General features: G+C 40.5%; 22 protein-coding genes and 2 pseudogenes. 4 read left to right on the top strand and 20 right to left on the bottom strand.

Features of this window, described 5'->3' with window-relative positions:
- From HT678_RS05995 to HT678_RS05920, 16 genes are all read right to left on the bottom strand, one after another.
- On the bottom strand, positions 1-780 hold a 780-nt coding region (locus HT678_RS05995), incomplete at its 3' end, for an endonuclease/exonuclease/phosphatase family protein (RefSeq protein ID WP_172924698.1).
- A 51-nt stretch (positions 781-831) separates the two neighbouring features.
- Positions 832-3,012: a PTS transporter subunit IIBC gene (locus tag HT678_RS05990; protein ID WP_078374327.1), complete on the bottom strand. Its 2,181-nt coding sequence runs from the start codon at positions 3,010-3,012 to the stop codon at positions 832-834.
- 406 nt (positions 3,013-3,418) lie between these two features.
- Complete coding sequence (ftsX, locus tag HT678_RS05985) at positions 3,419-4,345, bottom strand: permease-like cell division protein FtsX (protein ID WP_000625541.1); 927 nt, start codon at positions 4,343-4,345, stop codon at positions 3,419-3,421.
- Entirely contained in the window at positions 4,338-5,030 is a 693-nt protein-coding gene (ftsE, locus tag HT678_RS05980) for a cell division ATP-binding protein FtsE (protein WP_000022265.1), read from the bottom strand. Before ftsE ends, ftsX begins: the two co-directional genes overlap by 8 nt.
- Positions 5,031-5,047: 17 nt before the next feature.
- Positions 5,048-6,143, bottom strand: a protein-coding gene (prfB, locus tag HT678_RS05975) for a peptide chain release factor 2 (RefSeq protein ID WP_100127798.1) whose coding sequence is annotated in 2 segments (ribosomal slippage) — positions 5,048-6,070 and positions 6,072-6,143 — 1,095 coding nt in all. Because the reading frame shifts where the segments join, the coding sequence is not laid out codon by codon here.
- Positions 6,144-6,250: 107 nt separating this feature from the next.
- Entirely contained in the window at positions 6,251-6,907 is a 657-nt protein-coding gene (locus tag HT678_RS05970; RefSeq protein WP_000268665.1) for a CBS domain-containing protein, read from the bottom strand.
- A 252-nt stretch (positions 6,908-7,159) separates the two neighbouring features.
- Positions 7,160-7,870 (bottom strand): ABC transporter ATP-binding protein, encoded by a 711-nt coding sequence (locus HT678_RS05965; RefSeq protein WP_000062201.1) that lies wholly within the window; start codon positions 7,868-7,870, stop codon positions 7,160-7,162.
- Positions 7,870-8,634: an ABC transporter ATP-binding protein gene (locus tag HT678_RS05960; RefSeq protein WP_001185994.1), complete on the bottom strand. Its 765-nt coding sequence runs from the start codon at positions 8,632-8,634 to the stop codon at positions 7,870-7,872. Before HT678_RS05960 ends, HT678_RS05965 begins: the two co-directional genes overlap by 1 nt.
- Positions 8,635-8,639: 5 nt before the next feature.
- Complete coding sequence (locus HT678_RS05955; RefSeq protein ID WP_000662285.1) at positions 8,640-9,590, bottom strand: branched-chain amino acid ABC transporter permease; 951 nt, start codon at positions 9,588-9,590, stop codon at positions 8,640-8,642.
- A gap of 3 nt (positions 9,591-9,593) precedes the next feature.
- On the bottom strand, positions 9,594-10,463 hold the full coding sequence (locus HT678_RS05950; RefSeq protein WP_000941427.1) for a branched-chain amino acid ABC transporter permease: 870 nt from the start codon (positions 10,461-10,463) through the stop codon (positions 9,594-9,596).
- Positions 10,464-10,579: 116 nt separating this feature from the next.
- Positions 10,580-11,740, bottom strand: a complete 1,161-nt coding sequence (locus HT678_RS05945; RefSeq protein ID WP_000726146.1) for an ABC transporter substrate-binding protein — start codon at positions 11,738-11,740, stop codon at positions 10,580-10,582.
- Positions 11,741-11,841: 101 nt separating this feature from the next.
- The gene (locus tag HT678_RS05940; RefSeq protein ID WP_000462126.1) at positions 11,842-12,090 is read right to left on the bottom strand and encodes a YlbG family protein; all 249 of its coding nucleotides are present in this window, start codon (positions 12,088-12,090) and stop codon (positions 11,842-11,844) included.
- 78 nt (positions 12,091-12,168) lie between these two features.
- A complete protein-coding gene (gene clpP / locus HT678_RS05935; protein ID WP_000613465.1) occupies positions 12,169-12,759 on the bottom strand; it encodes an ATP-dependent Clp protease proteolytic subunit ClpP in 591 nt (196 codons plus the stop codon).
- A gap of 173 nt (positions 12,760-12,932) precedes the next feature.
- Entirely contained in the window at positions 12,933-13,562 is a 630-nt protein-coding gene (gene upp, locus HT678_RS05930; RefSeq protein WP_000515975.1) for a uracil phosphoribosyltransferase, read from the bottom strand.
- Positions 13,563-13,650: 88 nt separating this feature from the next.
- A complete protein-coding gene (locus tag HT678_RS05925) occupies positions 13,651-14,118 on the bottom strand; it encodes a cytidine/deoxycytidylate deaminase family protein (protein WP_000136974.1) in 468 nt (155 codons plus the stop codon).
- An 18-nt stretch (positions 14,119-14,136) separates the two neighbouring features.
- Positions 14,137-14,694: a TetR/AcrR family transcriptional regulator gene (locus HT678_RS05920; RefSeq protein WP_000004147.1), complete on the bottom strand. Its 558-nt coding sequence runs from the start codon at positions 14,692-14,694 to the stop codon at positions 14,137-14,139.
- A gap of 124 nt (positions 14,695-14,818) precedes the next feature.
- Here HT678_RS05920 and HT678_RS05915 point away from each other — a divergent pair, with 124 nt between their 5' ends.
- On the top strand, positions 14,819-15,664 hold the full coding sequence (locus tag HT678_RS05915) for a DegV family protein (RefSeq protein ID WP_172924696.1): 846 nt from the start codon (positions 14,819-14,821) through the stop codon (positions 15,662-15,664).
- A gap of 59 nt (positions 15,665-15,723) precedes the next feature.
- The gene (locus HT678_RS05910; RefSeq protein ID WP_172924694.1) at positions 15,724-16,632 is read left to right on the top strand and encodes an aminoacetone oxidase family FAD-binding enzyme; all 909 of its coding nucleotides are present in this window, start codon (positions 15,724-15,726) and stop codon (positions 16,630-16,632) included.
- Between the two features lie 42 nt (positions 16,633-16,674).
- Here HT678_RS05910 and HT678_RS05905 read toward each other — a convergent pair whose 3' ends face one another.
- Positions 16,675-17,415, bottom strand: a complete 741-nt coding sequence (locus tag HT678_RS05905; protein WP_000274782.1) for a MerR family transcriptional regulator — start codon at positions 17,413-17,415, stop codon at positions 16,675-16,677.
- Between the two features lie 339 nt (positions 17,416-17,754).
- On the opposite strand from HT678_RS05905, the gene HT678_RS05900 reads away from it, so the two are divergent.
- Positions 17,755-19,095, top strand: coding sequence for a sodium-dependent transporter (locus HT678_RS05900; RefSeq protein ID WP_172924692.1), 1,341 nt, complete (start codon positions 17,755-17,757; stop codon positions 19,093-19,095).
- Between the two features lie 40 nt (positions 19,096-19,135).
- On the opposite strand, the gene manA is transcribed toward HT678_RS05900, so the two are convergent.
- Both manA and HT678_RS05890 read right to left on the bottom strand, forming a co-directional pair.
- Positions 19,136-20,080 (bottom strand): mannose-6-phosphate isomerase, class I, encoded by a 945-nt coding sequence (gene manA / locus HT678_RS05895; RefSeq protein WP_050223723.1) that lies wholly within the window; start codon positions 20,078-20,080, stop codon positions 19,136-19,138.
- A gap of 120 nt (positions 20,081-20,200) precedes the next feature.
- Positions 20,201-20,521 (bottom strand): annotated as a pseudogene (locus tag HT678_RS05890) (family 1 glycosylhydrolase); the annotation flags it as partial.
- 40 nt (positions 20,522-20,561) lie between these two features.
- Between HT678_RS05890 and HT678_RS05885 the strand changes: the two are divergent.
- Positions 20,562-21,334: pseudogene (locus HT678_RS05885) on the top strand (IS630 family transposase).
- A gap of 118 nt (positions 21,335-21,452) precedes the next feature.
- On the opposite strand, the gene HT678_RS05880 reads toward HT678_RS05885, so the two are convergent.
- Positions 21,453-21,800: a VOC family protein gene (locus HT678_RS05880; protein WP_054388071.1), complete on the bottom strand. Its 348-nt coding sequence runs from the start codon at positions 21,798-21,800 to the stop codon at positions 21,453-21,455.
- Positions 21,801-21,803: the final 3 nt, after the last annotated feature.

The raw sequence follows: 21,803 nt of genomic DNA, 5'->3' as shown, positions 1-21,803 counted from the left end.
ATCACTGACTTGTGGACTCTTGTTACCATCAAATACGACATGTAAATTTTCCACCGCTAACTCTTTGGTAGTAAAGACATAATCGATTCGAAGGGGTTCAGTGTTCCCTTTCCAGCCATCAATTTCTGGTGGAACGGTATAGCTACCGCTTTTCTCTTGAGCAACTTCAAAAGCGTCTTGTAAGCCTAATGGACTAGCCAAAATAGCTTGGTAGCCTTCCTGTCCAGCTGGGTTGTTGAAATCTCCAGCTAGTAAAAGTGGCTTGTTCAATTCTTTCAAGACATTCTCAAATCGTGCCCATTCTTCTTGGAAACCTTTATCCCACCAAGAAAGGTGGACACTTGCAACTGCAAGCTCCTTACCATCAACTACAGTTTCAGCCAAGGCAACACGACGAGTATGATAGTCTGTTGGATCATCCACATCTGAAACCAAAATTTCTCTGGCTTCAATAGGTTTTTTAGACAAGATAGCTACACCTTCATGGTAGCGATCATAACCGATATGGTTATAGGCCCAAGTCCAGTAGTAATTTTTCCCTTGCTCAGACAACTTTTCAACCAAGAGTCTAACATAGTGATCTTGGTGAATAGGCTCAGCTGCTGGCAAAGCTTGATAAAGGTCATTAACCTCCACCTCTGGCGAAGTGATCTCCTGATTGATTTCTTGGAAACAAATCAAATCATAGTCTTTTTCAAGAATATCCTCAAGCAAAATCTGGAATTTTTCCTCAGCTTCTTTTTCCATCCAACTATGAGTATTGAGTGTTAAAAATTTCATTCTTTTCTCCCAAAATAAGAGGTTGGAATACAGCTTCCAACCTCAAGTATATTACAATTCTACTTTAGCAACTGCTGTTTTAGCTGCAAGAGAACCTGTTTTTTCTAATTTAACTGATTTAATTGCATCACCATTTGTGAAGACAACTACTGTTGAAGTTTCACGTCCTGCTGCACGGATAGCATCCAAGTCAGCTGTGACAAGGAGATATCCTGCTGCAACTTTTTGTCCTTCAGCAACATGAACTGTAAATGGTTTACCTTCAAGACTTACTGTGTCCAAACCAATGTGAACCAATACTTCAAGACCTGATTCAGTCACAATACCAAGAGCATGTTTTGTTGGGAAGATGCTTGATACAGTACCTGAAACTGGAGATACAATGTTTCCATTTGCAGGTTCTACTGCAAATCCATCACCCATCATTTTTTGAGCAAATACTGGATCTTTTACTTGTTCCAAAGCAACAACTTGACCGTCTGCTACTGAGTAAACTTCCTCAGTAAGACCTTTGAAGTGAACAGTGTTTTGTTGTGCTTCAGTCATTTGGCTTGGAAGAGTTTCAGGAATGATTTCACCTGAATCAAGGATATCTTGGATATCAGATTTCAATACGTCAGCTTTTGGTCCGTAGATAGCTTGAACCCCTTGTCCTTTCATGACAAGACCCATAGCTCCTTCTGCTTTCCATTGCTCTGCATTTCCTACTTTATCTGCATCTTTAACAGTTACACGAAGACGAGTCATACATGCGTCAACATCAACGATATTTGCACGTCCACCAAGAAGGTTGATGATGTTTACAGCTTGAGAGCCTGCTGCAACTTTCACTTCGCTACTAGATTCTTCTGAACCTTCAGCAGTTTCGTAGTTTCCGTTACGCCCTGAAGTTGCGTAGTTGAATTTTTGAATCATGAAGTTTGCGATAAAATACATGATTACGGCAAAGAGAACAGTTACCCAAACGAAGTTAATGATATCCATACCGATACCAGCACTGATTGCAATAGGTGTACGAGTCAAGAACTCGATTGAACCGAATGAGTGCATACGTAGGTTTACAACGTCAGCCATAGCGAAGGCAGCACCTTGAACAAGTGAGTAAACAAGATACATAGGTGTTGCAACGAACATGAACATGTATTCGATTGGTTCAGTAACCCCTGTCAAGAATGTTGCAAGAGCTGTCGCAATCATCATACCTTTATATTTGTGTTTCTTGTCAGCATCGACATTACGGTAGATAGCCACGATCACACCCATCAAGATACCGAATGAACCGATCATTTGTCCAACTTTAAAACGAGCTGGGTGAACAGTATCTAACAATTGTTGGTAGTGACTTGCATCTGTACCTTTGAGGTTTACAAGGTCTGTTACCCATGCAAGCCATAGTGGGTCTTGACCGAATACTTGAGTACCTTTAGCTGCACCAGTTAAAATGTCATAAGTACCACCAAGAGCTGTGTAGTTCATTGGGATAGTCAACATATGGTGAAGACCAAATGGCAAGAGCAAACGTTCCAAAGTACCATACAAGAATGGTGCAAGGATTGGTGCAGTTTCTTGTGAGTTGGCAATCCAAATACCAAAGCTATTGATACCAGTTTGCACAAGTGGCCAGAAAGCTGAAAGTAGAATTGCAGCAATTACTGAACGAAGAATAACTACAAATGGTACAAAACGTTTTCCGTTAAAGAATGAAAGTGCATCAGGAAGCTTACGGAAGTTATAGTATTTATTGTAAGCAGTTGCTCCAATAAAACCAGAAATAATCCCTACGAATACACCCATGTTAAGTGCTGGAGCTTCCATAACACTAATGAAGTAATCAGCAACTTTGATTGATCCACCAAAGAGAGTTGTTACCATAGCTTCTGGATTCTTCAACATGTCTCCTGATACACCAAAGATTGTACCAGTGATACGGTTGATTAGGATAAAGGCAAGACCTGCCGCAAACGCACCACCAGCACGTTCCTTAGCCCAGCTTCCTCCAATAGCGAGGGCAAACAAGATATGAAGGTTAACGATAACCCCCCAACCGATTTGCTCTAGGACACCACCAGTAATAACGAGTGGAGCAAAGTTAGGGTTAATCATCACGATAGACTTACCGATTGAAATCATCAAACCAGCAGCCGGCATAACCGCGATAACCACCATCAAAGCCTTACCGAATTTTTGCCAAAATTCGAAAGACAAGACATTTTTGAATGTATCTTTCATCATTCAAATCTCCTTTATTTTTATTTAGGCAAACGTTTTACGAAAACGTTTGCACCTTTTATGATTTAATTATACCACTTTAATTTTTTTTGTAAAGGCTTTTATTCAAAAAAATCCTCTTTTTTCAAAAATTTTCTAGGTGCTAAATTTCAAGTTCAAATTAGCCATCAAGAATCTTCTCTGAGCAACTTCTTTATACTCTTCGAAAATCTCTTCAAACCACGTCAGCGTCGTCTTACCGTATATATGTGACTGACTTTCTACAACCTCAAATCAGTATTTTGAGCATCCTGTGGCGAGCTACCTAGTTTGCTCTTTGATTTTCATTGAGTATTAGAAGTCCCTTTTCTAAAATTTTTGTAGCAAAAAAGGAGATTTTACAACCTCCTCATAAAAGTAATTATTTTACCTAAATTTTCAAGAATCGACGCATGGATATTCCTGATCCCAGTGAACCAATAAAAATTCCAATCACAAATAGTAGGGCAATCATCAACGGACTAAATAAATCTGGACTAATCATAGATAGATTTTGTCCTACCAACGATTTGTTAACAGATTGGTAAACCATTTGATAAACAATAAAGACCAAAACAGATGGTGCGATAGCTCCCAATAAACCGATAAAGGCTCCTTCTAACAAGAACGGTCCACGAATATAACTGTTTTTAGCTCCGACCAAGCGCATGATTTGAATTTCGCGACTGCGGGAAATAATAGTAATACGAATGGTATTTGAAATCAAGAAAACTGCGACAAAAATTAACAAGGCAGCAATCCCTAGTCCCCAAACACGGATAAATGAAGCTAACTTGAAGAGTCTTTCTGTATTGGCACCGCCATCTTGAACCTCAGAGACACCTTCAATTTTTTTAGCATCTTCGGCTATAGTTTTTACATCATTTGGAGTATTTGCCTCTACAATATAGGCATCATAGAGAGGATTGGCATCTCCTTCAAAGATTTTCCAGTTATCTCCCATTGTCTCGGTTAACTTTTCATATTGTTCTTCTTTACTTGAAAAGGTAACACTCTTAACCGTAGACATGTTCTTCAAAGAATCATATACCTTGTGGTAGTCATTATTTGTAACAGTTTGACCTTCTTTTTCAATTGTCTGACTGTTATCTTCCACATCCTTTCGGATATAAACTACTACACGGACATTATTTTCAATATCTGTAGCTAGTTTCGCTGTATTAAAAATAACAGATGCAAATATTGCCACCAAGGTCAAAGTAATCATGACTGAACTGACAGCAGCTACTGTCATCCAACCATTTCGTTTCAAACTTTTTAAGGCTTCAAATAAATGGCGAAAAAATCTACTAATCATCGTATCCATACTCTCCTTTTGATTCGTCACGAACAACACGGCCATTTTCAATGGCAATGACACGGTGGCGCAAGGTATTTACAATCTGGCTATTATGAGTCGCCATCAAAATAGTTGTCCCTTGTAGGTTAATCCGTTCCAAGAGATTCATAATTTCCCATGAATTATCAGGGTCCAGGTTTCCTGTTGGTTCATCGGCTATCAATACTTTTGGATTGTTTACAATAGCACGTGCAATCGCAATCCGCTGTTGCTCTCCACCTGAGAGCTCATTTGGGAAAGAACGAACCTTGTGCTTCAACCCAACCAAGTCTAAAACTTCCATCACACGTTTTTTGATATTACGGCGATTTTCCCCGATTACTTCCATAGCGTAAGCAATATTTTCATAGACAGTTTTCTTTGGTAACAATTTATAATCCTGGAAGACAACCCCAACACTACGACGTAGAAGCGGGACATCTTTCTTTTTGATCTTAACCAGATTAAAACCAGCAACTGATAGGCTTCCTTTATCGATTTTTACTTCACGATACAGAGAACGAATAAAGGTTGACTTCCCTGCTCCTGAAGGTCCTACGATGTAAGCAAATTCCCCCGGTTGAACGCTGACCGAAACACCGCGTAGGGCAGTCGTTCCGTTGTCGTATTTTTTAACGACATCTCTCATTTCAATGATTGACATGTGAGTTCCTTTCTATCTTAGCTGATTCGCCACTTGAGATAGGCATCGATAAAACCATCTAGGTCTCCGTCCATAACCTTATCTACCTGAGCAACCTCAAAGCTAGTTCGGTGATCTTTTACCATAGTATAAGGAGTGAAGACATAAGAACGGATTTGGCTTCCCCATGTGATTTCTTTTTTCTCACCCTTGAGGGAATCTACCTCCGCAGCTTTCTTTTCTTGCTCCATTTGATAGAGCTTAGCCTGCAACATCTTCATGGCACGATCTCTATTTCCATACTGGGTACGATCCACTGTTGATTGGACAACAATTCCAGTTGGAATGTGGGTTAAACGTACACCTGTTGAAACCTTATTGACATTTTGTCCACCGGCACCACCTGAACGGAAGGTATCCATCTTGATGTCATCTTCCCGGATTTCCACTTCAATGGTATCGTCCAACTCAGGCATCACTTCTACGGATGTGAAAGATGTATGGCGACGTTTGGCAGAGTCAAATGGTGAAATTCGCACCAAACGGTGTACCCCCATTTCTGACTTGAGAAGACCATAGGCATTAGGCCCTTCAAATGATAAGGTTACTGACTTGATACCAGCTTCATCCCCTGCTTGGTAATCCAATACTTCCACTTTAAAGCCTTTAGCATTACCATAACGAGTATACATACGAAGCAACATATCACCCCAGTCCTGAGCCTCAGTACCACCAGAACCTGGATGGATTTCCAAGATGGCATTGTTGTGGTCATAAGGTTCTGACAAGAGTAGAGTCATCTCATAGCTGGTCATCATCTTATCAAGTTCGGCTAACTGCTCTACCAGTTCTTCTTGAACTGACTCGTCTTCAGCTAAAAAGTCCAATAAAATTTCGACTTCATCCTGCAACTCTTCCATTTTGTGGAAGGTGTTATAGGTGTTTTTTAATTCATTTAATTCTTGCGACGTTTTTTGGGCCGCAATATTATCATTCCAAAAATCAGGTTCTGTCATCTTGTTTTCCAAGATGGCAATCTCTTCCTCTAGCCCTTCGAGGTCAAAGAGACCCCCTGAAAGAAGCTAATTTTTCACGATTTGCGTCAATTTTTTGACGGATTACTGAAATGTCCATAAATACTCCTTTTTTACATCATTTCATTATAGCATATTTTATCATTTCTTTCCATCTTTTGCTATAATCCCTTTTTTATGAAAAAAGAAGCCTTTCGGCTTCCCTTCTTACAAGACTTTTGCTGAAGTGCGAGTGATTTCTTCCACTTGAATACCATTTGCTTCAAATTTTTCTTTCAAGGCTGGTAAATCAATTGATCCATCGATTTGCACTTCGATAATGACCTTACCATCCTTACGCGGAATATTGACTGTATGGGAGATATTCAAATTTTCTTCAACGATTAGAGAAACAATCTTTCCGAGAACGCCAACTTCATCTTCTGTAACAAAGCGCACACGAATTCCTTCTTCTCCATAACCAGCAATTTCAAGAAAGGCTTGGAAAACGTCACGGTCCGTAATAACCCCATAGACTTGATGGTTATCTACTACAGGAAGAATACCAATCTTGTTTTTCAACATCAGATAAGTTGCATCTTCTAGACTCGCATAGCCTGAAACAGTGACAACATCGCGAATCATGACATCTTTTACTTTTGTCTTATTTAGAAGATAATTCATCTCATAGATAGAAAGACTGGTTGCTTTTGATGGGCTAGCTTGGGCAATGGTTCCCTCAGTTACCAAACCAACCAATTGATCATTTTCGATAACAGGCAAGCGGTGCAACCCTTGCTCTCTCATCAAATCTGCTGCATGAGATACTGTTGTATCTGGACTAATATAAACTACCTTGCGGGTCATAAAATCTTTAACTGCCATGAGACTTCTCCTTTTCTATTCTTATCCCTATTATACAATCTTTTTGCAAATCTATCAAACGCTTACATTTCTTTTTCAAAATTCAGAAAAGTATGAATAACCTAGCAAAAAGAGCTCTGAAATCGAGCTCTGTGAATGAAGGTAAGATACGTTTCATTCGATTTTTTCAATTATTAGAAATTAACCTTTTAATGTAGATGATGATTACTTCGTAATCTCCATCTGCAACCTAAACTAGTCTCCCAGACTAGTTTAGCCACCTAGATATGCTTTTCTGACTTCTTCTGATGAAGCGAGTTCTTTTCCTGTTCCTGATAGGACGATTTTTCCTGTTTCCAATACATAGCCTCGGTCAGAGATTGCAAGTGCTTTATTGGCATTTTGTTCAATCAAGAGGACGGTTGTTCCTTGTTGCTGGATATCTTGAATGATATCAAAAATCTCTTGGATAAAGATTGGGGCAAGTCCCATTGATGGTTCATCTAAAAGAAGAAGTTTTGGTGTTGACATAAGAGCGCGTCCCATGGCAAGCATTTGTTGTTCCCCCCCTGAAAGAGTAGCTGCATCTTGGTTCTTCCGTTCTTCAAGACGTGGGAAGCGTGAAAAGACCTTCTTCAAGTTAGCTTGATTTTCTTCACGATTTTTCTTCAAAAAAGCTCCCATTTCAAGATTTTCCATAACAGTCAAGCCAGGAAAGACGTGGCGTCCTTCTGGAACTTGTGAAAGACCACCTGCCACGATTTTCTGAGCCGGCATTTTTTGGATTTCTTGACCTAAAAATTCAATCTTTCCAGAGCTTGGTCTAACCAAACCTGACAAGGTACGGAGAATGGTTGTTTTACCAGCACCATTGGCACCGATAAGGGAAACAACTTCTCCTTCATTCACTTCAAAGCTTACATCACGGACTGCTTGGATCATACCGTAATGCACAGAAAGATTATCAACTTTTAACATAGACATTAGGCTTCACCTCCTAGATAAGCTTCGATAACGCGTTTATTGGTCTTAATTTCGTCTGGAGTTCCTTGAGCAATTAAACGACCATATTCAAGTACGTAGATACGTTCTGTAACTTCCATGACCAGATTCATATCGTGTTCAATCAGCATGATTGTAATCTTAAATTCATCTTTGATGCGACGAATTAACTCAGTCAATTCCGCTGTTTCCTGCGGGTTCATACCTGCGGCTGGTTCATCTAAAAAGAGAATTTTAGGTTCCGTAGCGAGGGCACGAACAATTTCCAAACGACGTTGTTGTCCGTAGGCGAGGTTTTTAGCAAGAGTCTCTGCATCACCATCTAAATCAAAGATTTTCAGCAATTCTAAAGCTTTAGATTTTAATTCTTTTTCACTCTTGTAAAAAGCTGGTAAGCGTAAGAAACTAGCAAAAACATGTTGTTTGTGATGGTTGGCAAAGGCAATCAAAACATTGTCCAAAACGGTTAAATCTTTAAAGAGACGGATATTTTGGAAAGTACGTCCAAGTCCTAAAGAAGCAATCTTATAAGGTGCCTTTCCATTCAAAAGGTGACCATCTAGGGTTACTGTTCCCTCGCTTGGTTCATAAACACCCGTCAAGAGGTTGAAAAGAGTGGTTTTCCCAGCTCCGTTTGGACCGATTAGTCCAACCAGTTCCCCTTCGTTCAATTCAAGAGTCACATCTCCAACAGCTGTTAGACCGCCAAAATGTTTGGTTAACTGTTTTACTTCAAGTAATGCCATTAGTTTTATTCCTCCTTCTTAGATTTTTTAAAGAAACGTGATAGGCTCAATTCCCATGTTCCAAGGAGTCCACCTGGTCTGAAAATCATTACCAAGACCAAGGCCAAAGCGTAAATAATCATACGCACACTAGCTACGTCTTGGAGAAGCATATTCAAAATTCCCAGAACAATAGCCGATACAATGGCACCTGTAATGGAACCAAGTCCACCAAAGACAACAATAATCAAAACGTTGATTGAGTTGATGAAAGTGTAATCTTTCGGTACAACTGAACCGATAAATCCTGCCTGAAGTGACCCTGCAATACTCGCAGTAATGGCACCAAAGACAAAAGCGATGATTTTAATTTTAGTCGTATTAACCCCAACTGACTCAGCAGCGATTTCATCCTCACGAACAGAGAGGGTTGAACGACCAATTGGACTACGCAAGAAGTTCAAGGTTGCAATGGTTGTAATCACAACAAAGAAGTAAACCATTTGCCAAGTTGTAAAGTTTGGAATTCCCAAGATACCTGCCGCACCATTTGTAAGGCTTCCGCCATTGATGATAAAGATACGGATAATTTCAGAAACACCTAGAGTTGCTACTGCAAGATAGTCCCCCTTCAAACGCAAGGTTGGAATTCCGACAAGCAAGGCAACTGCTCCTGAAAGTAAAGCCCCTATCAGCATGGCTCCAAAGAAGGCACCGTAGGTTGGTGATTTAGAACCAATAATAGCTGCTGCATAGGCACCAATCGCCATGAAACCAGCATGACCAAGTGAAAATTGTCCTGAAAAACCAACGATTAAGTTGAGACCAACAGCCAAAATAATATTAATTCCAATTTGTTGTAAAATCTGTACATAGAATAGATTGAGTACTCCGACTGAAACCAATACACTAATCAAGCCATAGCCAGCTAATAAAAGGAGTAACCATAGAATATTAACTTTTAAATTTTCCTTCATCGCTTACACCTTCTCTTTCACATTTTTACCAAGGATACCAGCTGGGCGGACAATCAAGATCAACAACAAGATTCCATAAACAATGGCATCACGGAAGTCTGACATCCCAAAGGCTGTCGCAAAAGTTTCTAATAGACCAATCACAAAGCCACCAAGAGCCGCACCAGGAATGATTCCGATACCACCAAGTACCGCGGCAACGAAAGACTTAAGACCTGGAGTAACCCCCATCAAAGGCTCAAGAGAGTTATAATAGAGGGCAATCAGAACACCAGCCGCACCCGCAAGAGCTGAACCCAAAGCGAAGGTAAAGCTGATCGTACGGTTTACATTGATCCCCATCAATTGTGCCGCATCGCTATCTACAGATACAGCACGCATGGCTTTCCCCATCTTAGTCTTTTGGACAATGACCTGTAACAAAATCATCAAAATCAAGGAAATGGCCAAGATCATTAACTGCACGTTTGTTAGGCTAACTGGTCCCAAATCATAGCGAACTGTTTGAATCGCTTGAGGAAAGGCACGAGTATTGGCACCAACCAGATAGACCATGCCATACTCCAATAGGAAAGAAACCCCAATAGCTGTAATCAAAACAGCAATACGAGTAGAGTGACGCAAAGGTCGGTAAGCAAGGAACTCAATCACGACACCAAGAATAGCTGTCGCTAGCATGGCTACAATAAGAGCTACAAAGAAATTCATTTGGAAAGAATTGATCAAGAAATAACCGATAAAGGCTCCCATCATATAAATATCACCATGGGCGAAGTTGATGAGCTTGATAATTCCGTAAACCATGGTATATCCTAGTGCTAACAGCGCATAAACACTACCTAGAATCAAACCATTTACTAGTTGTTGGAGCATAAGATTCACTCTTTCTATTTATAATTCCGAGGGTTTTCCCTCACTTTTTGATAGGTTCTTAAACATCGAAACAGGGAGTGAGTCCGAGGCTCATTCCCTATTTCAACATTTTTCTATTATGGTTTTACAACTTCTGCTGCTTCAACCTTACCATTGTTCATGGTCATCATGTAAGCAGTTTTGACTGTGTTGTGGTCTGCATCGAAGCTTGTTTGACCAGTTACACCTTCAAAGTCTTTTGTTTTAGCAAGATTATCCTTGATTTCACCTGAGTTTTTAGCACCTTTTGCTGCGTTTGCTACAAGGTGAACTGAGTCATAAGCCAAGGCTGCAAATGTTGAAGGCTCTTCATTGTACTTAGCACGGTAAGCGTCAAGGAAGGCTTTAGCTTTAGCTGAAACTTCTACAGTAGTTGAGAAGCCTGAGATAAAGTAGATGTTTGATGCTTTTTCAGCAGTTGCTTGTTGTACAAACTCCTCACCGTTAAATCCATCACCACCAACGATTGGTTTGTCAATTCCCATGCCACGCGCTTGGTTTACAATCTTACCAGCCTCATTATAGTAACCAGGAACAACGATAGCATCAAAGTCTTTCCCTTTCATTTTTGTAAGGGCTGCTTGGAAGTCTGTGTCACCTGCTACGAAAGTTTCATCTGCAACGATTTCACCCTTGTATGACTCGCGGAAAGATTTGGCAATCCCTTTAGCATAGTCACTGGCATTGTCAGTGTAAAGAACAACTTTCTTAGCATTTAATTTTTCAGAAACATAGTTTGAGATAATTTTTCCTTGGAAGCTATCTTGGAAAGTTCCAATAAAGAGGTAATCTTGACCTTTAGTCAATCCATCTTGAGTCGCACTTGGTGAGATCAATGGAACACCTGCTTTTGTAGCGTTCGCTACCGCAGCTGCAGTCGCACCAGATGTCGCAGGTCCTACGACTGCTGATACTTTAGATTGGGTTACAAGGTTAGTTGTAACTGAAGCAGCCTCAGCTGTTTCAGACTTATTATCTTTATCAACTACTTCGATTTGTTTTCCATCGATACCACCTGCGGCATTGATTTCATCAACAGCCAATTGGGCACCTTTTTGTTCAGCTGTTCCGTATGCAGCTAAAGAACCTGATTCTTCAAAGTTAAACCCGATTTTAATTGTCTTTTCCTCTACTGAGTTACCAGCAGTGTTGACTGCTCCAGACTTCACTTCTCCACAGGCTGCAAGAAGTGCTACACTTGCAAGCGCCACAAACGATAGGGCAAATTTTTTCTTCATCTTTTTTGTCTCCTTATTTCTTAAATAGTCTGTTAAGAATATATCGAATTATCAGAAAATTGTCAACACTTTTCTTTAAATTTTTATCTGATAACGTTTTCCTATCGGTAAAGGTTGCCCACAAAGGGTGTTTCCAGTTCTTGGATATGACAAACTCTGACTTTTTTGATAAACTTTTCCTTGCTCAAGCGCCCGACCAATTGCTCCACTTCTTGAGTTGGAACATAGAGTTGTAAGTAACGATGTTTCTTGGAATGATAGGTAATATCTCCATAATCCTGCAGTTTTTTGGCATCACGATTATAGTAAAGATAGATAATCAAGCCAGATCGATTGACTTTTTCAAACATGATAAATCCTCTTTCTAAGAAATCTCTCCCTATTATACCAAAAAAAGCAAACCCAGTCGAGTTTGCCTCCTTTGATTATTAGTTCAATGAATTGTTGGCCATGATTTCATCAATGAAGCCATATTCAAGTGTTTCTTGGGCGCTCATCCAGTTATCGCGTTCTGCATCTGCATGGACTTTTTCGATTGACTGACCTGAATTTTCAGCCAAGATTTTTTCCAAGGTTTTACGAGTTTTAAGCAAATGTTCTGCAGCGATAGCCATATCAGTTTGTTGGGTACCACCACCTGTACCACCCATTGGTTGGTGAATCATATACTCTGCATTTGGAAGCATGAAACGTTTGCCTTTTGCTCCACTTGATGCGATGACCGTCCCCATAGATGCTGCCATACCCATAACGATGGTTTGGACATCTGCCTTGATAAAGTTCATGGTATCAACGATTGCCAAACCAGCTGAAACGGAACCACCAGGTGTATTGACATAAAGGTAAATATCTTTTGTACTATCTTGGGCATCCAAGAAAAGCAATTGGGCAATAACAGAGTTAGCCATATTGTCTTCAACTGGACCTGTCAGCATAATGATGCGGTCTTTAAGAAGACGTGAGTAAATATCGTAGGAACGTTCTCCACGGCTTGTTTGTTCAATAACTACAGGAATCATTCATTTCTCCTTTTGAGTTTTAATTTTGTTGGTCAAATGACTGAAGATAAGACTATTATAATATCTTGGTCAAAAAAGGTCAAATTTTTGCTCTGCTTTCATTAGACAGAAACAAAAACCCAACCTCCTTTCGTGACTAGAAATACTTTTCCAAGTCATTCTTCTTTTCGATCTTATTTTGTACCGAACAAGCGGTCTCCAGCATCTCCAAGACCTGGAACGATATAACCGTGTTCGTTCAAGCGTTCATCCAAGGCTGCTGTAAAGATTTCTACATCTGGATGAGCTTCTTGAAGGGCTTTTACACCTTCTGGTGCTGATACAAGGCAGACAAATTTAATATTTGATGCGCCACGTTTTTTAAGTGAGTCAACGGCCAAGATTGCTGAGCCACCTGTTGCCAACATTGGATCTACTACAAAAATTTGACGTTGGTTAATGTCCTCAGGCAATTTCACCAAATACTCAACTGGTTGAAGTGTTTCTTCATCACGGTACATACCGATGTGGCCAACTTTAGCAGCTGGAACCAAGCTCAAGAGACCATCAACCATCCCGATACCTGCACGCAAGATTGGAACGATAGCCAATTTCTTACCTGCTAATTGTTTTTGAACTGTTTTTGTAATTGGTGTTTCGATTTCCACATCTTCTAGTGGAAGATCACGAAGTACTTCATACCCCATCAACATTGCAATCTCATCTACTAGCTCACGAAAAGCTTTTGTAGAAGTATCTGTACGACGCAAAATTGACAATTTGTGTTGAATCAGCGGGTGATTAATAACTTCAATTTTTCCCATTTTTGGAATTCCTTCTTTCAATTTATTCTTCTTATTATACCAAAAAACGGTTTAAAAATCTTTCTAAACCATTTATTTTTGATAATTTTTACATTAGATCAGCCTCTTTAAGAGCTTCCTGTACTGTCTCAAGTGGTAAATGGGTCAATTCTGTCCCTTTTTCTTGATAAAGGTATTGGGCGTAGTCATCCATTCGGTACTGGTTGATATAAACCACGCGCTTGCAACCAACCTGCAATAATTGTTTGGTACAGTTGAGACAAGGAAAATGGGTTACATAGGCTGTAAAACCTTTAGGAACACCACGCTCAGCCCCTTGAAGAATGGCATTAACCTCAGCATGAAGGGTGCGAACACAGTGTCCTTCAATGACCAGACATTCGTGATCAATACAATGCTCGGTACCTGACACCGAACCATTATAACCAGTGGAAATAACCTTATTATCCTTAACCAGAATTGCGCCCACTTTGGCACGTTTACAAGTGGAACGATTGGCAATTAGTAATGCTTGGGCTGCAAAATACTCATCCCATGCTAGTCTTTTTTCAGTCATATCTCTTCTCCTTTTTCTCTATTTTTTAAAAAATGGTAACCGTAAATCCGCTATCTTTTCAGCAGGTACCTTCATGCCATCCTTGATCCATTTTAAAAGGACTGAGACGATGGCTGAACTCCAGAAGGAATGAAGATAAGAGCTGACACCTTTTGATTTCCCATGGTATTTTTCTAGAAATTCCTGCATGGCTTGGACAAAGATTTTTTCCAGATGGTAATCCAAGGCCAATTGAATCACTCTAACTTCCTTTCTGGCCTCCCGGAAAAGGTGAACCCAAACCAAATAAAGGTCTGTCTTTAAATCGTAATGATGCAGCTGTTCCATAATATTGTGGACAGTTCGTTTAAAGACGCTCTCTAAAATTTCCTCTTTGGAGTCATAATTGCGATAAAAGGCCGCACGCGAAACACCTGCACGTTTGACCAATTCAGAAATACTAATCTTGGTCAGTTCCTTTTTTTCCAAGAGTTGCAAGAGGGCTGTTTCAATGGCTTCTCTGGTTAATAAATTGGATTCTTGGTTTGATTTTCTGAGATTTTCAAGAGACTTTTCAGAGATTCTACGTTCAGACATAACATTTTCTTTCTACTTGTCACAACAGACGGATGATGCTTTTGTTTCAAGGGTTTTCATGATATAATTGTAAAAAAAGACAGAACCTTTGTCAATGTATAACTGACAAAGATGGAGAATTTCTATGACTTGGAAGATTATTGCTGACTCTGGTTGTGATTATCGTCAACTGCCAACACCAGCTATTAACACAACCTTTGTAAGTGTCCCCTTAACCATTCAAGTAGCTGATCAGGTCTTTGTTGATGATGCCAGTCTTGATATTGACCATATAATGGAAACCATGTATGCAACCGCAGAAGCTTCAAAATCAGCTTGTCCAAGCCCAGATGATTATTTGCGAGCATTTGAAGGTGCCAAAAACATTTTCCTAGTAACCATCACTGGTACTCTTTCTGGTAGTCACAATAGTGCTCAACTGGCCAAGAATATTTATCTGGAAGAACATCCTGACACTAAGATTCATGTAATTGATAGTTTGTCTGCTGGTGGTGAAGTTGACCTACTCGTAGAAAAATTGAATGACTTGATTGCCCAGGGCTTGTCTTTTGAAGAAGTGGTTGAAGCTATCACCGCCTATCAAGAAAAAACTAAGTTGCTCTTTGTCCTAGCCAAAGTCGATAACTTGGTGAAGAACGGCCGTTTGAGCAAGCTTATCGGTACGGTCGTTGGCCTTCTCAACATTCGTATGGTCGGAGAAGCTAGTGAAACTGGAACTCTCGAATTGCTACAAAAAGCAAGAGGAGCAAAGAAGTCAGTTCAAGCAGCCTATGAAGAGTTAGTGAAAGCAGGATATGCTGGTGGCCGTATTGTCATGGCCCAACGCAATAACGAGAAATGTTGCCAACAGCTTTCAGACCGAATCCGTGAAACCTTCCCACAGGCGGATATTAAAATTCTCCCAACATCTGGTCTCTGCAGTTTCTATGCAGAAGATGGCGGTCTGCTGATGGGCTATGAAATTGATTAATTGCATTCTTGACAAGAGGTAACCATCATCTCTTGTTTTTTTTGTGGTACAATAGAGCTATGAAACATTTTGATACTATTGTCATCGGTGGAGGACCTGCTGGTATGATGGCTACGATTTCCAGTAGCTTTTATGGACAGAAAACCCTCCTCATCGAAAAAAATCGGAAACTTGGAAAAAAGTTAGCTGGGACTGGTGGGGGACGTTGCAATGTGACCAACAATGGTAGCTTGGACGACCTACTAGCTGGAATTCCTGGAAACGGACGCTTTCTTTACAGTGTTTTCTCCCAGTTCGATAATCATGACATCATCAACTTTTTTACAGAAAATGGTGTTAAACTTAAGCTCGAAGACCACGGACGCGTCTTTCCAGCCAGTGACAAGTCTCGGACTATTATCGAAGCTTTGGAAAAGAAAATCACTGAACTAGGTGGTCAAGTTGCTACTCAAACCGAAATTGTTTCGGTTAAAAAAATCGGCGAACAGTTTGTCCTTAAGTCCGCAGACCAAACCTTCACTTGTGAGAAACTCATTGTCACAACTGGTGGAAAATCCTATCCTTCTACTGGTTCGACTGGTTTTGGTCACGAGATTGCCCGCCATTTTAAGCATACCATTACCGAGCTTGAAGCTGCTGAAAGTCCTTTATTAACAGATTTTCCACATAAGGCCTTGCAGGGAATTTCGCTGGATGATGTGACTCTAAGTTATGGCAAGCGTGTCATCACTCACGATTTGCTTTTTACCCACTTTGGTTTGTCAGGTCCTGCTGCCCTACGTATGTCTAGCTTTGTCAAGGGTGGCGTCAGTCTCAAGGAAATCAATCCCAAAACTCTGGAAAGTAAGCTGGTTCCTGGACTCCACTTTGCTGGCGAGGTACTGGACATCAACGCCCATACGGGGGGCTTTAACATCACTTCTGCCCTCTGCACCGGCTGGGTGGCGGGAAGTCTGCATTATGATTAAAGAACTTTTAATAGAAAAAATCGGAAGATTACTCCTCCGATTTTATTTTGCTTGAGTTTGGACATAGTGGGCAATGACATCTGATGTGTACTGGGCTGTTCCAGTACCAAATTTGTCAATATTTTCCTTAAACTCTGGGTTATAGACGTAGCCTTTACCGATATGACCGAATACTTCAATAGTACAATCAAATCCATAAGTACGAATGGCTTGCAAGAGCTTGGCTGTTTGCTCTTGGTTTTCAGTTGCTGTTACAGGCAGACCAGCTTGAAGATTTTGTGCTAAGGCTTGAAAAACTTGGTTGAAGGCAGCCGTAGCCTCGTCTTCGTGACCTTTCTGGCGCTCCAGCGCTTGGTCCATGACTTCTTGTCCATATTTCTCTACCGCCTCTTGGTGGTATTTTTGATGGTCTTGGTAGTTAAATCCAGCAAATTTCTCTTGAATGCTCATTTCTCTTTCTCCTTTTTGTTCTTGAATGGTTTTTTGCAAGGTTGAAATCAAGGTATCCAGATGTTCCCTTTCTCGAGTCAAATAGTCCAACTGCCTGGTCAAATGAGGCAATAAATCTGTCCTTTCTTCCTTTAATAGCTCTGCTATTTTTTCTAAAGAAAAGCCTAGATATTTGTAGTAAAGAATGACCTGGAGACGTTCCAAATCCTCCTGACTGTAGGTTCGATAGCCGTTTTCCGACTTTAAAGGAACCAAAAGTCCTATCTTATCGTAGTGGTGCAGGGTCTTGACAGAGACACCCGAAAGCTGTGCAGCTTCTTTTATATGGTACATGATTTCCTCCTTATACTCAATGAAAATCAAAGAGCAAACTAGGAAGCTAGCCGTAGGCTGTACTTGAGTACGGTAAGGCGACGCAGACGTGGTTTGAAGAGATTTTCGAAGAGTATTACACTGATAGTATAACCCCTCCCCTTAGGTCAGAGTCAAGCGTTTTTGCGAAATTTTTTACTTTATCATAACATGAAAATGGTTTTCTTGACAGACCTTAGAAAACATGATAGGATAGTCAAGTCTATCAATCAAAAGAAACGCTCATTTTGAGTACTGATGAGGCTATTTGCCAAGGGCAGTAGCTTTTTCTTTTGTAACACTAATTTTAGGAGTTTAACTATGTCTGAAAAATCGCAATGGGGGTCTAAACCGGGCTTTATCCTAGCATCTGCTGGTTCAGCCATCGGACTTGGTGCCGTTTGGAAATTCCCCTATATGACTGCTGCTAACGGTGGAGGAGGCTTTTTACTGGTCTTTCTCATTTCCACTATTCTAATCGGTTTCCCCCTTTTGCTAGCTGAATTTGCTCTCGGCCGAAGCGCTGGTGTCTCAGCAATCAAAACCTTTGGAAAACTAGGCAAGAATAGTAAGTACAACTTTATCGGTTGGATTGGTGCCTTTGCCCTCTTTATCCTCTTATCTTTCTACAGTGTTATTGGTGGCTGGATTTTAGTCTATCTAGGCATTGAGTTTGGAAAATTGTTCCAAATTGGTGGAACGGGTGATTATGCTCAGTTATTTACTTCAATCATTTCAAATCCAGCCATTGCTCTAGGAGCTCAAGCGACCTTTATCCTATTGAATATCTTCATTGTATCACGTGGGGTTCAAAAAGGGATTGAAAGAGCTTCGAAAGTCATGATGCCCCTGCTCTTTATCATCTTTGTCGTCATCATCGGTCGTTCTCTCAGTTTGCCAAATGCCATGGAAGGGGTTCTTTACTTCCTCAAACCAGACTTTTCAAAACTGACCAGTGCTGGTCTCCTCTATGCTCTGGGACAATCTTTCTTTGCCCTCTCACTAGGGGTTACAGCCATGCTGACCTATGCTTCTTACTTAGACAAGAAAACCAATCTGGTCCAATCAGGAATTTCCATCGTAGCCATGAATATCTCGGTATCCATCATGGCAGGTCTCGCCATTTTCCCAGCTATGTCAGCCTTCAATATCCAGTCTGAAGGGGGACCGAGCTTACTCTTTATCGTCTTGCCTCAACTCTTTGACAAGATGCCTTTTGGAACCATTTTCTACATCCTCTTCCTCTTGCTCTTCCTCTTTGCGACAGTCACTTCTTCCGTCGTTATGCTGGAAATCAATGTGGGCAATATCACCAACCAGGACAACAGCAAGCGTGCCATGTGGAGTGCCATTTTGGGAATCTTGACCTTTGTCTTTGGCATTCCCTCAGCCCTATCTTACGGTGTCATGGCGGATGCTCACATCTTTGGGAAGACCTTCTTTGACGCTATGGACTTCTTGGTTTCCAATCTCCTCATGCCATTTGGAGCTCTCTGCCTTTCACTTTTTACAGGCTATATCTTTAAAAAGGCTCTTGCAATGGAGGAACTCCATCTTGATGAAACCGCATGGAAACAGGGACTGTTCCAAGTCTGGCTCTTCCTTCTTCGTTTCGTCATTCCAATCATCATCATCGTGGTCTTCATCGCCAAATTTATGTAATCAAAAAGGACTTGAGTAGTAAACTCAGGCCCTTTCTTTTTTATGGATGGCTAACAATCACTTCCAAACCTTGCCCTTCCAGAGTCCAAGCTTCAACATCACTTGGTAAGATAAAGTGACTGCCTTTTTGGATTGGATAATTTTTCCCGTCAACAGTCAGTTGACCTTGACCGGCTAAGACACTCAATAAGCTGTAGTCAGCTGTCTTTTCGAAGTCAACTTTTCCAGTAATTTCCCACTTGTAAACTGCAAAGAAATCATTGGATACAAGGAGAGTGGAACGCAAATCATCTGCTTTAACAGTTACAGGACGGCTATTTGCAGGCTCACCAATGTTTAAGACATCAATGGATTTTTCAAGATGAAGTTCACGCAAGTTGCCCTTATCGTCCTTGCGGTCAAAGTCATAGACGCGATAGGTGGTATCGCTAGACTGCTGGGTTTCAAGAATCAAGATGCCAGCCCCAATGGCATGCATGGTGCCACTTGGCACATAGAAGAAATCTCCAGCCTTAACAGGCACTTTTGTCAGCAAGTCATCCCAATTCTTGTCCTCGATTTGCTGGCGGAGTTCTTCTTTTGACTTGGCATTGTGGCCGTAGATAATCTCTGAACCTTCATTCGCAGCGATGATGTACCAGCACTCTGTTTTTCCAAGCTCGCCTTCATGCTCGAGTCCATAAGCATCATCTGGATGAACTTGAACACTGAGCCAGTCGTTGGCATCCAGAATCTTAGTCAAAAGCGGAAATACAGGCTCAGGACGATTGCCAAACAATTCACGGTGTTCTGCATACAAAGTAGCTAGATCTGTTCCCTCAAAACTACCATTGGCAACTTTAGAAACTCCATTTGGGTGAGCTGAGATAGCCCAGTATTCCCCTATTTTTTCACTTGGGATGTCGTAGCCAAACTCATCACGTAGCTTGGTTCCACCCCAGATTTTTTCTTGCATAACTGATTGTAAAAATAATGGTTCTGACATTTTATTCTCCTGTCTGATCTTTCTTCCTTCATTATAACAAAAAAAGAGTTCCATTTGAACTCTTTTTTACATCTTATAAAGCAGGGAGAAGATTTTATAAAAATAGTAAACAAATGTGCTCTACTCGATGCTTGCTCCATTGCTATCAATGACATCCTTGTACCAATAGAAGGACTTCTTCTTGCTACGTTTGAGAGTCCCATTTCCTACATTATCTCGATCTACATAGATAAAGCCATAGCGCTTATTCATTTCCCCTGTGCCAGCTGAAACCGGATCGATACATCTCCAAGTCGTATAACCAAGCAAGTCAACCCCGTCTTGGTAAATGGCATCTCGCATGGCCTTGATGTGGGCCTCTAAGTAAGTAATCCGATAGTCATCTGCTACATAACCATTCTCATCCGGTTTATCCATAGCACCGAGTCCATTTTCTACGATAATACTAAACTAAAATCAAAAAGCATTATATAATAGTAATATGAAATCAACTAAAGAAGAAATCCAAACAATCAAAACACTTTTAAAAGACTCTAGTACAGCTAAATATCATAAACGCCTTCAAATCGTTCTATTTCGTCTGATGGGTAAATCTTATAAAGAGATTATAGAGCTTTTAGACTGTAATCAAACAACGATTTGGCCAACTGTAAAAAAATATGAGGAGTTCGGACTCGATTCTCTCCTTCAAGAAACACGTGGTGGTCGTAACCATGCATATATAGAGAAAGCCTTTCTTGCCCGTCATTTGAAGGCTGCAGAGGCAGGAGAATTTGTTACAATTGATGCCTTATTTCAGGCTTATACAAAGGAGTTAGGTTCTTCCTACACACGTGATGCCTTTTATCAACTCTTGAAGTGCCATGGTTGGCGAAATATTAGGCCACGTCCAGAACATCCCAAGAAAGCAGACTCTCAAACCATTGTCGCGTCTAAAAATAAAATCTCAATTCAAGAAGACAAGAAAGCGCTTTAAAACCAGTAGGCGTTTTCGTAAGGTTCGCTTGATGTAGCAAGATGAGGCTGGTTTCGGTAGAATCAGTAAACTGGGATCTTGTTGGGCTCCAATAGGAGTAGGTCCACATGTCCATAGTCACTATATACGAGAATTTCGCTATTGTTATGGAGCTGTTGATGCCCATATTGGAAGATATCATGAATCAACTTCAAGATGTTATACAAGGACTGGAGAAGGAGGTGATAAAGTCCATCGTTAATCGGAGATGGACTAGAATGCTTTTTGAAAGCATATGAGTATTATATGCAATTTCTTTATAATAAAAAGACCGGATTGCTCCGATCTTTTCAATAGTTCGTATTCTCAATTTCTGTTTTAAAAATAGCTAAGGTTAACGTCAAATGACTAAGCACCTTATTTCATACGATAAAAATCAATCACTAGACCAGCAGGACCTTTAACTAATAAGGACTCTGTTCCCCAATCCGTTTCACAAATACCGTGTAAAATCTCGACACCAATCTCTTTTAAACGTTGGTAATTCTGATTTAGATCCTCAACCTCGATATGAAGAATGATTCCTGACTGAAAGTTTTCCAAAGGAACCAAATGATTTTGAGACAACATCAGACAGTGACTGCCAATCGTAAACTGAGCAAAACCATCATCAGCATAATCTGCCTTTTTATCCAATATATGCTCCAAGTCAGTACAAACTTGGGGAACATTTGAAACGATAATATCTAATTGATTTAAATTCATTTA

This window comes from Streptococcus sp. 3167, from assembly GCF_013277175.1.
GTDB classification, from domain to species: Bacteria; Bacillota; Bacilli; order Lactobacillales; family Streptococcaceae; genus Streptococcus; species Streptococcus pseudopneumoniae.
This window is presented reverse-complemented; position numbering and strand designations above follow the sequence as displayed.